Below are 13,392 nucleotides of genomic sequence, written 5' to 3'. Positions count from 1 at the left end.
GGATAGCTCAGTCGGTAGAGCAAGGGATTGAAAATCCCTGTGTCCTTGGTTCGATTCCGAGTCCGGGCACCAACTTCAGAGCCTGCTCGTTAAGGGTTGAGATCCTTAACGGGCATGACATAAGTACCCGAAACAGCTTCATGTGATAAATAGGCTTATCGCATCGATTGTTGAACATTCGGGACTAAGAAGCCGGAGAGTGTTAGTTGCACTCTCTGGCTTTCTCACGTCCTTCCGATAAGAATTTTGACAGTATCCCACCGGTAGTGTCAATCTTATGTAAAGAAAAGCTTCATTTTTTTGCTTTCAGTCACTTAGATTTCACTTAAGATTAATCCTAACCACCAAAAACCTCCTCTAACGCTACTCGTAAACTGTCCATGTTGCCTTCAACGTACTCAAGTGTTACAGCAACACTTGAGTGGCCTAACAGTGTTTGAACAACTTTCAGATTACGATCAGGAGATTTCATCATGTCAGTAGCAATGGTATGTCTAAACCGGTGAGGGGTAATGACGCATTTACACTCAGTCGATAATCGTCGGAAGAAACCCCGCAAGGGTTGATATGCCATGACATCTGTTAGGATATTTTTCCGCCCATCAAATCTGCTCGCGTTAAATAACATATCGCAGTGTGTTGCTCCGCGCTCAACTGCCGCCGTCATCAATCGTTCAAGTCTTGGTCTCAATAATCGGGTGATAGGAACCCGGTGTTCTCTGTGATTTTTTGAAGCTTCTGGACGTAAATTTATCCACCCCCCCTCCAAATTCACATCCTCCAGACGTATGTTAAGCAGCTGATTCTGTCTCATCCCTGTGTAGCGAAGCGTATCCACAACGCTAAGCCAGAACCAGGCTGGTCGCAAAGCCGAACGTGACTTCTCAATTACCCCCAAACCTTCCTCTTTTTCCCGCGCTTCGAGTAGTAGGTAGATTTTTTTAATTTCTGCCTCAGTGAGGGTTTTTTTCCTTTTTATATCTGGCCTGGCAATCACGCCATTAAAGGGATTATCTTTTAGGATGACAAATTCTTGCTGCAGTGCGTGATTATAAATTGCACGCATATGAGCAACTTTATTATTCCATGTAATTGATGACAGGCCTTGCTCACTTAAAACATGCCGACGCCAGTTTAAAACTGTCATTCTATCGACCTGCCCCGGTAACACTTTATCGCCTGTATAACGACGGAATGAGTTGATAACTTTTCTGTAACTCCACTCAGTAGCGGGTCTCAACGTCTTACTGAAAAAATAATCTTTCAGAATATCGTCATAACTAATCAATTCCATGTTATTCTCCCTTTTACTCAATAATAGTAAACTACATTTCTTATTTATTCGGTGACAACCAAAGGCTGTCAGTTTGTACGCCACTTTCTTTAAAGAGTTGTGAGGCTAAAATCATGTAGCCGGACATTCGGGTGAAACGCCCCTCCCTACCCTCAGTCTCATATTTCCTGTAGATATATATTCCTTTGCCACTCCTTGAGAAATGTTTATTCAACGCTTCAAAGCTTTTTTGAATTTCGTCTTTATCGACCTTTACTTTATCCTGCGAGGCCAGGTACCGGTAAAAACAATCCGGCGTCTGAATAAAAACGTACTGCGCCATTACGTGCAAAAGGCTATCCTGCGCATTCACGCTCAGCCCTCCATCGTCAATGGAATCAACCAGCCATTTCCAAAAAAGTTCACCGACTGTGGAACTCTGGGCAGGAACAGGCTGTGCTACTGTTACCCTGGTCGAGTTGTCAGGCCCTACCGTTTCATCAGTAGTCTCAGAGCCGGTCATTTTATCCAGCAGCATCAGCAAATCCTCTGGTTCCCCTCCTTCCAACCGCGCATCTGCTTCCACATCAGCATTACCTTCAGCCTGACTTGGTTGACCGATAGCTGAAACCAATTCTGTGATTGAGGTCCCGGTTTCACCGGTCAGTGAAGATGTCTTATTGTCATCAATTTCATTAGAAACAATGGATTGAACAGGAATTTCAATTATGGGATGTTCGGCAGGTTCAGATCCGGCACTCTGGAGTAATGTTTCAGGATTATCTGCGGCCAATTTGACCGAAGACTGAACAGAGGTGCCGTGAGCAAGCAGTCCGCATTTTTCGCGGGCCTCACTCACTGCGGCATGAAGTATGGTACCGGCGGGCTTATTGCCCGACAGGTAGACCAGCAACGCGTCAGCCAGTACTGGCCAGCGCGCTACCCAGATAAGCCCTTCGTAAGGTAGCAGGCGATAAGCCGAAGTGGCTGCACGGACGGCTGAATTGGTGTCTTGATCACAAAACTTAACCCGCCAGGGCGCATCAGGCTCTCCAAGCCCAGGATACCACCGGCGACCATCCTCGTAGAAAGCCGCCATCCGTTCAAGGCTGCCCAGGTCATGAAGCAGTGCTGACCAAAAAATTGCCGTACACCAGGCGGAGCTTTGCGCCGACTGTTCTTCCGGGGGAGCCCCAGGAGGCAGCATCCATCCCCGTGATAGTCTCACTGCACAAACGGCCACCTCCAGCGCTTCATCTAGCATGCCGCCTTCACGGGCGAAGGGTCCCGATGACGCGGCCGGCAGTTGCTGCAGGCTGACCGCCAGCTGCTTTACGGGCTCCAGCCAGAACGCTTCCCATACAGGCCTGGAGAAAGGACTGCTGTCCCACAGTTGTTGCAACGCCTGTTTTCTGGGCCGCGTGGACAAAAGTGCATCTGCACTCAGTGGTGAAAACCATCCCGCAGCACTCAGTCTCTCTGATCCCTTAAGCACCTGCGGTGCAGTCTCTAACTTCTGGCCCTGAAATCTGCCTGCAAACCACTTCAGCATAGCCGCCCCCGTCAATCATGTGTAAAGGGGCAATACGTTATGATTTCCCCCATTCCTTGCAAGCATCAACTCTATATTCATTACCTCAATTAACCCCTTGATCTTTATTTTTTGGATCTGCTTGAAGAATTGTTGCAAGTCACGAGGCCCGGAACGTGCATGAATGTGGCTTTTCGAAGAGAAGACGCCATCATGAAATCGAACGCCGTTCCGCTGACCACGCTAGTCACCTGCTGGTTGATGATTTGCTCAGCGCTCACGCCCCTCATCACAGGGGGCCTTTTTACATCAGGCAGTCTGGTCATATTCATCACGCTCGGGTTTACGCCCGCGATGTTCAAACCCCTGGCAAAGGCTGTGCTGTTTTTCAGGCCCCGCCCATTCGTATTGATGAAAAAACGACGCCGGATATGGCTACACCTCAATCCCTGGCTCGGTGTCGGCCACCCTGGGCTCAGGGATATGAACGGGTACTGGCGTGAGCTGACAGACACTCTCCGCAGTGCCATGAAAACGAACCGCAATACGATTATCCTGTCGTCTCACCTACTCAGCCGCCGAAGAATAACCAGGTTGTTACGACACTTTCACGCAGAACACTATCACTGCCGCACCCTAAGCAGACCCGTCAGCCGCACGGAACGAACTGGCTTGCAGATCGACACATTCCTGAAGGAATGGCGTTGGTACACTCCCTCAATGCAGTGCGGCATCCTGGTGATACGCAAAAAGAAAAGAGGCAATGACGACGATGTTCTCCTGGAAACTGATGAAAGCCACCGAGCGCGCCTGCAGGAACATCTGTATGGAGGAAGAAGCGGCCTTTCATTACAAATACAAACTAAGTCGTATTGATCGTCTCAAACTGTGGATTGAAGGTTTCATCGCCGGCTGGCTACAGGAGGAAGAATGCAGACCTCTGTTGGGACAGATAATCCATGTATGGAAACGAAAATCGCGGTGAATGACCTTATGCCGGCATATTAATTTGAAAATATGAATGCACAATTTCCCGTTAAATATCGATTTAAACGTATTCATACTGGCTACATGAGTAGTGTCGATCTGAACGATCGAAATTATCCGTTATACAAAATCGCAATACCCGATTATTGTATTCACATCGAATACAAATAATAAAAAAACATATAATTCATCATATTAGCTCTGAAATTTATTACAACACCGGGGAATCTCATGAATATTAGCGTCACGTCACTGCTTTCACGCCTGCCCCTGGAACAGGACGATAGACTTACCGCACTGCTCTACGCTGCGGCGACAGAAAATAAAAAATCGGGCGATCCGCTTGCCGTAAGATTTAAACCGGGGATACGCGAATACATCACGCTCGCCTCTGCAAAACTGGGCATATCGGCGTCTGAATTCATCAATATTTTAATAGAGGGCGTGATAAGGGAAACGCTGTCCCCCTTTCAGACACGTGCTACGCAGGTACTCGAACGGTTTCAACTGCTCATGGACGCCCACGGTTTGAATATCACTGACGTAGCGACGCTGCTGTCACCGTGGAATATCGGACTGAGCGTACTGGAGAGTCGTGAGCGCACAATGGATTATCTGACAGACCCTTTGCTTTCAGAAATAGCTGGATGGTTTAGCATCAACAAAAGCTGGTTAACAGCGGGATCATCTTTACCCGCTGTCGCACCCGGTAATATCCCCGACTGGCATAAGTTGGTTGTGCAAATAAGTAATAAAATAACGGACGATTCATTAACAGCACTACCTGAGATTATTTTAATTCGGGATGCTCAGGCACCCACCGTTGATCAATACAGTTACGAAACGCTGATTGGTGTAAGTTTAATTACAGTTAGATTAAAAAACGGCGTCCCTTTACGCAAAGCGGAATACTTGGGCGAACAAATACCGTATGGCGGACATGAACAACTTTTTAATGATTTCATGGCTTATTGCGGCGTCTTAGAGAAAAAAGGGGTGGCGACTGTTTCAGCCTGTACCACAGATGCTGCATCTTTACTGCTGCTGTCATCCGGTAAAGTTCTGCCGGTCATGTTGTTGGATAAATTAGTAAAGCAACATCATTTAGGTCCGTGGGGAAAAGAAGAAGTTAATCTCCTACATTATCCAGAAAATTACGTCACACAGGAGTGGTTAAAAGAAATAGACAAATTGAACTAATTAATACACTCACTATTTAGCAAACTTTTTTAATTGGTGCGTCAGCACCAGGGAATTCTTTTACCTAAAAAACTTAAAACTGCACAGGAAAATATAATGATGAAAGCCACATTAATAACACGCTGTCTGATGGTTGCCGGGCTGGTTTCTTCGCTACCGGCTGCACATGCTGCCGGCACCTGGTTTGAGGCCCGTAATGATGCAATGGGGGGAACCGGTGTTGCCTCCTCAAAATACGGGTCAGCCCCACTGCTTAACCCTGCCCTTTTAGCAAAGTCAGACCCGAGTGATGATCTCACCATCATCTTGCCAGCTGTAGGCGCTCAGGTCAGTGACCCGGATAACCTGCAGGACGGTTTCGATAACGTTAAACATGCATGGGACAACCTCAGGAACGCCAGCGGCTCCGGCAACAGCGCTCCCTCTGCCTCAGAACTCAGGAAGTCGTTGACCGACATTTCAGGCCACAGCGGCAGTGCGGATGCTGGCGTCAGCGCAGTGATTGCGGTCCCTAATGACACATTGCCCTTTGCTCTGGTCATTAAAGGCTGGGGTCATGCGAAAGCACGCGCCGAAGTCAGTAACAGTGATCTGGCGTACCTCGACGCCGCCAGTGCGGGTCTGGTTCAGCCTGATGAAATCGCCCTTAACAGCCTTACCTCACGCGCCCAGGGCGTGGCGGCTCTGGTGAGCGAGTACGGCATCGCGATGGCCCATCCGTTTACGCTAGGAACTATCCCGGTATCGGTCGGCATCACCCCAAAATTCCAGCGCGTGGATACCTGGAATTACAACGTGGCCATCAACAATTACAGCACCTCCGATTTTCACAGCGGGGACTGGAAGCGATCAGAAAGCGGCGCCAACGTTGACCTCGGCTTTTCTGCTGACCTGACCCCTGAGTGGACCGTCGCCCTAGCGGGGCAGAACCTGGTAGCTCGCAACGTAGATACACGCGAAGTGAATGGACAACAGGACAGTTTTAAAATCCGTCCACAGGCGACGGCGGGCACCGCCTGGAGTAATGGACTTGTTACTTTTGCGGCTGATGTTGATGTGACGCCCGCCAGCGGCTTTGCTTCCGATGAAAAAAGGCAATATGCCGGCGTCGGTGCAGAACTCAATGCATGGTCCTGGGCGCAGCTGCGTGCCGGCTACCGTGCTGACATGCGCAGCAGTGACAACAACGTCGTGACGGCCGGCATCGGTATTTCACCGTTTGATGTTGTTCACCTCGACCTGACCGGTATGGCCGGGACCGACCGGACCTACGGTGCCGTAGCTCAGCTCTCTGTCACATTCTGATACTTACGGGCATGTTCAACATGCCCTTTTCCTTCACCGGAGAAACACCATGACAGCAGTAAAAGACCGCCACTTACACTCACTCCTTAATCCTGCCATTTTGGTCACATCAATACTTCTTGGAGTGACCGGATGCAGCAATAGCGACCTAAGCGCGATAACGCATCAGGTCAGCACTTTGGGTTCATCTATGATGCCTTCAACGGCTTCATCTGACAGCGTAAAATCACCCGAATGGGGTGAAGTCAGTTAAACACTGACGGTGCGTACTGATGTGGATACCGCCGCCGCCCGGCTGAAACGTTATTACCGCTTCACCTCAAGCGATGAAATCACCGCTGCCAGCAACAGCGGCAAAGGGAACTCAGGCTGGGTGGCCACCGCGATGGCGGAAGGCACTGACTGGAGTGCCCAGCCGGGGTCTTACTATCGGATGAGCCGGGTCTGGGGAAAAACTGACCACCTGACGCTCGAGGTCAGCCGTGAAGGGAGCAACAGCCAGGTCACGGCAACCTACCGTTCAGCAGATCCAGCTCATCTTAAAGACGCCTGGACGCAAAAACTTTGGGCACAAATTGTCCCGATGGCAGAAGGGAAAACGCGTTAATCAAGAATCTGCGTTTATAACGATATCGATGAATGCTCATGAATTAAATATGAGAAAGATATTTCCCGCCACCGGTAATAAGGCGTAAATATGCTAATTGATGAAATTATTTTTATCATTTTTAAAAGCAGTGTAGCCGAGGGTACTGTATATGTACTTACCGGCCACTTCACCCCTTCTCTTGCTGTATCAATACCGGCTGGAGTGATTAGTGGTCTCGTTACGTTAGTGATTAGTTTTATCGCACTGATTAGAAGACTTGAGGACGTAGAAAAAGAAACTCTAAAGAATACAGACAGTGAAAATTAGCTAAAAAAATAGAAAAGCCTCTGCAATGCAGAGGCTCAGTTTTAATTACGCAGCATTCAAACCACTTTTAGACGATATGGCCAGTTCCCCAACCAATGCGCCGGCGTATACATCACTCGCCGGCGTTCACCGCTCAGTGCATTCCCCGTAACAATCTCTCCGGGGACCCCCTTCAGCGATAACTGAATATAGGCCATTCCTGACGCCACCGGGTCGATGTCAGTGCAGGAAACCCAAAGGTGCCGGTCTGGATTAAATCCCTTTTCCCTGACAACCTCCGCAATAGCCAGGAGCATCCCGGCTGAACCACAAGCCGGTTCGTAAACGGTAAAAAAAGGTTTATCGGCCAGCAAGCTGCCGATATCACCCAACTGCATTTCCGCCATCATGCGGGAAATGCAAAATGGCGTAAAAAATTGGCCACGCGCTGATTCACCAAGCTCAAGCTGCATGTACAGTGTGCCGAGAAAGTCACCGCTTCCGGCTTCAAGCCCCATCACCACCTCGGCCAGCAACATGGCCATCCGCTCAGCATCTTTTGCTTCGTACTGGCGAACCGTCTCCATGTATTCCCGCTCCAGCTCGTCACTAAAATATATACCATTGTGAATCGACGCTGCAGCCAGGGTAATGAAGTCGCGAAAAACCTTATGCCGGTGGTGATAGCGGGCAGTTTCGTTAAAAAGGGATATAAATTGCTTCTTGTGGTCAACCATGATGTTCATCGCATATCTCCCGGGGAAATATGCCCTGAAGGGAATATTTCCCCTTCAGGATGGTAAATAAAGACGGACCGATGTTCCGCTTAGATGTGCTTTCAGTTATGGCTTGATATAGCCTGCCTGAATCTGGTTTTCACTGACTTCGATGAAGACATCGCATCCCTGGTGAATGACCTGGGTTATAAACGTTCCCCAGAAATCCTGACCGAGGGATTCGCCAAAATCATCGTAGCCCACCTCAAGGCCGGCATTTTCATACCAGTCCTCATTCTCAGGCAACCGGGGATCAAAGTCGTCAGCATAGGCAATATGCAGCCTGTGACCGTCAAGATAAGCCCCTTTCTCGGCCATCAGATAAATGCCCGAATCTTTCACAAAAAGTAAGTTACCGCCTTTTTCCTGTAATTCTTCCATCACAGGCTTCAGGATGGCATTTTTAAAAATTAGCATGATTTCCACCTTCACAAATTAAGGGGAAAATCACCCTGGGGGATGATTTTCCCCAGGGGTTAGTTTAAAGCAATGTCGGACAGAGCCCGGATTTACCAGTTATAAACGGCAAACCCGGCCAGTACTTCACCACAACAGTCAAAGTGAATAAGCGAAACATTTAGCCGCTTCATCAGTATGTAGGTCAGCCGGCGCGCATCTTTCGAAAAACCCCGCTTCTTTAATTCAAGCTGCGGAAAGTTGTAAGCACTCAGACGCACCAGATAACCGGTGCCAGTGAGGTGGATCCACTCGGCATCCCCCCATTCGCAACGCTGATGACCCAGACGATGTAATAATTCAGCGTCTTGCTCAGTCAGGTGCGCCGTACTACACACAACGTACTGGTAAAGTTCAACAGGTTGCACACCTTCACCGGTAAGGCTGCTGCTGGCATCGTTGACAGTAGACATCTTATGCATCCCTCGCCGGTGACACCGGTGAAAGCTCCTGCACCGGCAGCACCTCCGGCGGGAAAGCCATCAGAGGAGCCGAAAACGGCCCTGCCCCGTACTTCCCGCTATCAACGTGGTCTCCGCGGTCATAACAGTCATACCCCAGGACACCGTTGACCGGTTCCTGGTACCAGTGGCGGATCTCGCAGTCAAATACGGCCGAGAGTTCCCCCATTAGCTCGCTGGAAGGCGGATACGACGGTGAATCAAACTCCAGGCGTAAACTGTTTATACGATCACGATGCCAGAGAACGTTGTGACCACAGGGCCATTCCATCCCGTGGATACGACTATACAAACTGCCCGTGGTAGACATGCCTGCAAGCAGGCGGTTGTTACCGTTAAGTTCAGCAGCGAGTCGTGAGGGTATGATCATCAGCATGTCACAGTGGCAGGCACGCTCCGGTCTTCTCCCCAGTTTCTCCCAGCATTCCTCGCCGTCGATGTGGGGTGACCAGGAGGCCACACCAAACCAGTCGATGTACTGCCGAGTCATCAGCTGCGCCATTATCTGACGTGCGCCCAGCGGGAGAGTTTCCCACCGGACGGCGCTGAGCCCTGACTGCGTCCAGATACGGTCAATTTGCCTGACAGTGTCGGGATTGAGTACAGCGTCCTTCTTCAGTACATCCAGCCAGTGCTGAAAAGCCAGATTGGAGGCGATAGCCGGCCCGGTGCCGTGTGAGACCAACCCCGGATAAGGGAGATATTCCACACTTTTCACCGGTTTGAGCACCCCGGCCGCGCCGGCCAGAAACAGCTGAATGCTCTGTTGTACGGCGTGGCGGTATAGCGGCACCTCATCACCTGCAACCCACTGCAGCATGACGTCGAGAGATACGGAACGGCCGGTGATTTCCAGGCGGTTTTTGCACCATTCAAACATAGTTACTTCTCCTCTTTAGACTAAAAAGAGGGAGCCGCCCCATCGGGGGAGGTCTCCCCCGATGGGTGGTTTACAGGTTAAGCCGGGTCAGCCCCGGATCACGGGTGACTGATCATCCCGAGTGTGGCACCGGCCTCAAGGCCGGCAATCAGCTCATCGGCCGCACTCAGATAAGGCGAGCGCGGCAGGTAAGCAGAGTCGGTAAGGTGCGTCAGATGATACTTGTCCACCAGGTCATTAATGGCTTCAAAGGGTTTGATCCCCGCTTTTTGCAACGTCTCCACACAGAGGTCGTCGCATAAATCGGTATCATTCAACGTCAGGCCATAGTGCCTGGCCAGGAGTGCCGCTGCGGTGGCCTGCCAGAATTGTGATGTCTGCATTATTGTCTCCTTCAGGCCACTTTTGAGGCCTTTGATACTGCCTGTGAGTCAGGCGTCAGAGTTAACAGAAACTCTGACGCTTCCCGCGCCTGCCGGCATGCCCGGAACAGCGCTCTTTTGTCTTCTTTGAGTGCCTTCAGCCAGCCACTGACATAGCTTTCATGCTGGACCTCACCGTAGACGCCAAGTTCCGCGCAAAGAAAGGCGCTGCCCATCTCGGCAATCAGCTCCTCAAACGCATAAACCGGATCCCCGAAGTTTCGGGTCGAAGACGTTATCCCTTCCCGGTTTAGACGTTTTTGATGGCCACTGGCGTGTACCAGTTCGTGAAGTAAAGTGGACCAGTAATCAGCCTCAGTAAAAAACTGCACGGAAGTTGGCATCACTATCTGATCTGCAGCCGGCCGATAATAGGCACGATTTTGCTCCAGAAATTTGACGGCCACGCCGCTGGCGTTAAAGATTTCCTTTACACGGTTCATCACCGGTGCAGAAACCGTTTCCGCTTCCTCCTCGGTCAAAATAGTAGAGGGGTCACCGTAAAGTCCAGCAGGCAGACCGTCACATTGCTGCGTGTTAAACAGCTGCAACGGTTTAAGCATCGTCCGGGACTCCATGACTGGCTTACCGTCATCATCAGTCAGCTTGATGCCCTGGCCATCTTCAGCCTGGACCTCAAATGGCTTGAAAATAACAGCCAGACTGCAGGTCTCTCCCGGGCGGACGTGTCCGCCTGCGAGCTGCGCCTGCCGGAAGGTGAGCCAGCGGTCAGAGCTAAAACCCCGCTCCTCCGCCGCCATCCAAAGCAATGGAATATTCACCCCGCTGTAGGCTTTACCTGTTGTGGCATTCGCCGGCAAACAGCTACCGGTCCTCTTTTGCGCAGTACGCCAGGGTTTACGCCAGGGCGCGGTGCCTTTCTCGAGAGCCGCGACGATTTTGTCCGTCACCTGCTGATACAGGTCAGCGCGTTCAGTTTTGGGCGCCCTGCGGGCTGAGGTATTTTTTTTCATGGAATAAGCCTTAAAAAGGCGTATCCCGGCCAGCGGCGGGATACGCCACTGGGGTGAAAGAAAATTAACGAGTGAAATAGGGAGTGATAGTTTCCCCCGCTGGTGTCACCGAACTTATGCGGTCTTTAAGTCGGGAAAACGCGCGAACAAACTGTTCCCGGTCGGCCACTTTTGCCCGCTTGCAATCGGTACGGATAACGTCATCGAGCACGTAAAGTGCCGTCATACGCCACGCCGTTTTTTCCCGATTGCCCACGCAGGCAAGGAAGTGTTTATGCGACTGATCAAACATACGCTCGATGCCGTTTCGAAATTCAGCCACCGGAACAAACACTTTCTCCGGAGGCCGGGTTTCACTCACGACGGTTGAAGTCAGGGGCGTGACAATGAAGTCATGATGCTCATTGAGGATCGCCTCTCTCGTCGAGTGTTTAATGAAGAAAGTAAAGGAATAGTCGATGCATGGAAGATTGTCAGCCACCCGATCTTCCCAACCGTCGTCTCGTCGGGGATCATAACCCACGGCATAGGCCATATTCATATATCCGGGCTGTTGTTCATCTTCGGCACGAATGTAGAATCCATAACCGTTTTCAAGGGTGATCGGTTTATTCAGGCCGGACGGGAGAGTTAATACCTTACGCAGAGAAGCGGAAGTAAAGCGGAACATGATAAATACCCCTGTGGTTAACAGGAGAAACTTCCCGGGAGGAAGTCTCTCCGGGAAGCATGGTCAGAAAAGTGTCATACCGCGTTCAGCGCACCATCGCTAAAACGATAACGGTACAAAGCCAGATCGCGAGCCATTATTCGGGCCGCTTTCATGGCCTGACGCGCAGAACGCCAATGACCGCAGGTGCCAAAACTTTGCACCTTCCAGTCGCGGGAACTGCACCCCGTACGGCAGGCTATTTTGGCGATAAACTGCCCCTGGCCGTTTGGGATGACCTCGGGACGAAAACTCAGATGCCCCGTACGATTAGTGAACCAGTCGTTGTCGTTCTGTCCAAGCACCGTAGAAAAATGTGCCAGGACATCGGACGCCTTCTGTAAAAATGAAATAATGATTTTCATGGTGTTTCTCCTGCAGTTGAGCGGAGAAACCTTCACCGCAAGCGGGGGAAGTTTTCCCCGCGTGGGTGGTCAGTTAGATCGTCCTATAAGGACATGGGTGAAGAGCAATTAAAAATAGTCGACAGACTCTACGCCTTTACGGAATCCATAATTCCAGGCATGTGCATCTGTGGCGTGGCCAAGAAGCACGAGATCGGTCACATACTTTTGAAAAAGATAATCCGGTATCAGACTCAACTCACAGGCTTGCCCGAGTTGATCAGCAATCCAAACAATCTCATTGGTCCGAAATGGAAAACCATCGATATCCACCTCATCAGCAATACCACAATGTTCTAACGCCCGAATGGTTTGCAAAGCCGTTTCAATGTCAGAAACCAGCACGATGAAATCGACAGTAGAATGCGTACACGCATGGATACGCTCGACAGTGATGTCGTATGAAGACATGGTAAAATCCTCGAAGTAAAGGGGTACCATGCCCCCAGGGAGCAAAGTCCCGAGAGAGTAAAATAGGGGAAAATTTGATGACAATACGCCGCGAGGTAAATTAATCAGTAGCTCAACAGAAAAATAGTTTCTTCCGTTTCAAGGTTATGTGCATCCAGGTAACCACTGGCCATGACGAGATCCCAATGAGCGGCACCTATTGGAAATGAATTAACAACCAGTTGGTGTACCACATTTTCCGGCCATCTTTCATAAAGGCCGTAAAAGCTGCGGTATCCCAGTTCGTAGGCCGTATTGTAAACAATTTGCTCAACAAACTTTTCTGCATCCGCACCGAATGGATGTTGATGGCAGGTTGTCGCAAGCTTCAGTTCACTGATGAGCCGGCGGAGCAAACGAACGTCACCTGTAAACCAGTCTAGCCATTCCGTCAAAAGCGTCCGGGGAAAAAGTCTTCCAGAGACACCTGTCAAAAATGCGGAAACTGTGCAAATGAAGTTTAGTAATATCATGATGGTATTCCTCAAGTACAAAAGGAACCCATTCCCCAAGGGAGTAAAATCCCTGTAGGGTAAGAAAACATGATGGCGAGGCGCCATGGGGTATAAGTGATGAAGAGTAAAACGTGTGAAGTGAGCCTTAACCCGAAGGTCTCTGTTTGCAAAGGTTAAACAGATTTAACGTAACCGCCCGAAAGCGCCATCTCTC

General features: G+C 50.2%; 17 protein-coding genes. 5 read left to right on the top strand and 12 right to left on the bottom strand.

Annotated features, from left to right (window positions below; all coding sequences use genetic code 11):
• Positions 1–337: 337 nt before the first annotated feature.
• On the bottom strand, positions 338–1,294 hold the full coding sequence (locus tag J8X26_RS25500; RefSeq protein ID WP_208952369.1) for a site-specific integrase: 957 nt from the start codon (positions 1,292–1,294) through the stop codon (positions 338–340).
• 40 nt (positions 1,295–1,334) lie between these two features.
• Positions 1,335–2,825, bottom strand: a complete 1,491-nt coding sequence (locus J8X26_RS25495) for a TraI domain-containing protein (protein ID WP_208952368.1) — start codon at positions 2,823–2,825, stop codon at positions 1,335–1,337.
• Between the two features lie 159 nt (positions 2,826–2,984).
• Here J8X26_RS25495 and J8X26_RS25490 point away from each other — a divergent pair, with 159 nt between their 5' ends.
• The 5 genes from J8X26_RS25490 (at position 2,985) to J8X26_RS25470 (ending at position 7,212) form a co-directional block, all read left to right on the top strand.
• Positions 2,985–3,680 (top strand): hypothetical protein, encoded by a 696-nt coding sequence (locus J8X26_RS25490; RefSeq protein ID WP_208952367.1) that lies wholly within the window; start codon positions 2,985–2,987, stop codon positions 3,678–3,680.
• Positions 3,681–4,022: 342 nt separating this feature from the next.
• Positions 4,023–4,991: a hypothetical protein gene (locus J8X26_RS25485; protein ID WP_208952366.1), complete on the top strand. Its 969-nt coding sequence runs from the start codon at positions 4,023–4,025 to the stop codon at positions 4,989–4,991.
• A 96-nt stretch (positions 4,992–5,087) separates the two neighbouring features.
• Positions 5,088–6,296 (top strand): conjugal transfer protein TraF, encoded by a 1,209-nt coding sequence (locus J8X26_RS25480; protein ID WP_208952365.1) that lies wholly within the window; start codon positions 5,088–5,090, stop codon positions 6,294–6,296.
• Positions 6,297–6,570: 274 nt separating this feature from the next.
• A complete protein-coding gene (locus J8X26_RS25475; RefSeq protein WP_208952364.1) occupies positions 6,571–6,903 on the top strand; it encodes a hypothetical protein in 333 nt (110 codons plus the stop codon).
• A 90-nt stretch (positions 6,904–6,993) separates the two neighbouring features.
• Positions 6,994–7,212, top strand: coding sequence for a hypothetical protein (locus J8X26_RS25470; protein ID WP_208952363.1), 219 nt, complete (start codon positions 6,994–6,996; stop codon positions 7,210–7,212).
• A gap of 56 nt (positions 7,213–7,268) precedes the next feature.
• On the opposite strand, the gene J8X26_RS25465 is transcribed toward J8X26_RS25470, so the two are convergent.
• From J8X26_RS25465 to J8X26_RS25420, 10 genes are all read right to left on the bottom strand, one after another.
• Positions 7,269–7,937: an N-6 DNA methylase gene (locus J8X26_RS25465; RefSeq protein ID WP_208952362.1), complete on the bottom strand. Its 669-nt coding sequence runs from the start codon at positions 7,935–7,937 to the stop codon at positions 7,269–7,271.
• Between the two features lie 96 nt (positions 7,938–8,033).
• A complete protein-coding gene (locus tag J8X26_RS25460; RefSeq protein ID WP_208952361.1) occupies positions 8,034–8,384 on the bottom strand; it encodes a DUF3085 domain-containing protein in 351 nt (116 codons plus the stop codon).
• Between the two features lie 92 nt (positions 8,385–8,476).
• Positions 8,477–8,836, bottom strand: a complete 360-nt coding sequence (locus tag J8X26_RS25455; protein WP_244370860.1) for a DUF5983 family protein — start codon at positions 8,834–8,836, stop codon at positions 8,477–8,479.
• Between the two features lies 1 nt (position 8,837).
• Positions 8,838–9,764, bottom strand: coding sequence for a DUF1281 domain-containing protein (locus J8X26_RS25450; RefSeq protein ID WP_208952360.1), 927 nt, complete (start codon positions 9,762–9,764; stop codon positions 8,838–8,840).
• A gap of 98 nt (positions 9,765–9,862) precedes the next feature.
• On the bottom strand, positions 9,863–10,147 hold the full coding sequence (locus J8X26_RS25445; RefSeq protein WP_208952359.1) for a TA system toxin CbtA family protein: 285 nt from the start codon (positions 10,145–10,147) through the stop codon (positions 9,863–9,865).
• An 11-nt stretch (positions 10,148–10,158) separates the two neighbouring features.
• The gene (locus J8X26_RS25440) at positions 10,159–11,160 is read right to left on the bottom strand and encodes an ArdC family protein (RefSeq protein WP_208952358.1); all 1,002 of its coding nucleotides are present in this window, start codon (positions 11,158–11,160) and stop codon (positions 10,159–10,161) included.
• 64 nt (positions 11,161–11,224) lie between these two features.
• Complete coding sequence (locus J8X26_RS25435; protein WP_208952357.1) at positions 11,225–11,830, bottom strand: hypothetical protein; 606 nt, start codon at positions 11,828–11,830, stop codon at positions 11,225–11,227.
• A 74-nt stretch (positions 11,831–11,904) separates the two neighbouring features.
• Positions 11,905–12,234, bottom strand: a complete 330-nt coding sequence (locus J8X26_RS25430) for a hypothetical protein (protein ID WP_244370859.1) — start codon at positions 12,232–12,234, stop codon at positions 11,905–11,907.
• A 108-nt stretch (positions 12,235–12,342) separates the two neighbouring features.
• A complete protein-coding gene (locus J8X26_RS25425; RefSeq protein WP_208952356.1) occupies positions 12,343–12,684 on the bottom strand; it encodes a hypothetical protein in 342 nt (113 codons plus the stop codon).
• 104 nt (positions 12,685–12,788) lie between these two features.
• Complete coding sequence (locus J8X26_RS25420) at positions 12,789–13,196, bottom strand: hypothetical protein (protein WP_208952355.1); 408 nt, start codon at positions 13,194–13,196, stop codon at positions 12,789–12,791.
• Positions 13,197–13,392: the final 196 nt, after the last annotated feature.

The sequence above is a fragment of the Rahnella sp. ChDrAdgB13 genome (genome assembly GCF_017655185.1).
GTDB lineage: Bacteria > Pseudomonadota > Gammaproteobacteria > Enterobacterales > Enterobacteriaceae > Rahnella > Rahnella contaminans.
Note: the sequence above shows the minus strand (reverse complement) of the source record. Positions and strands in the feature narration are given on the sequence as shown.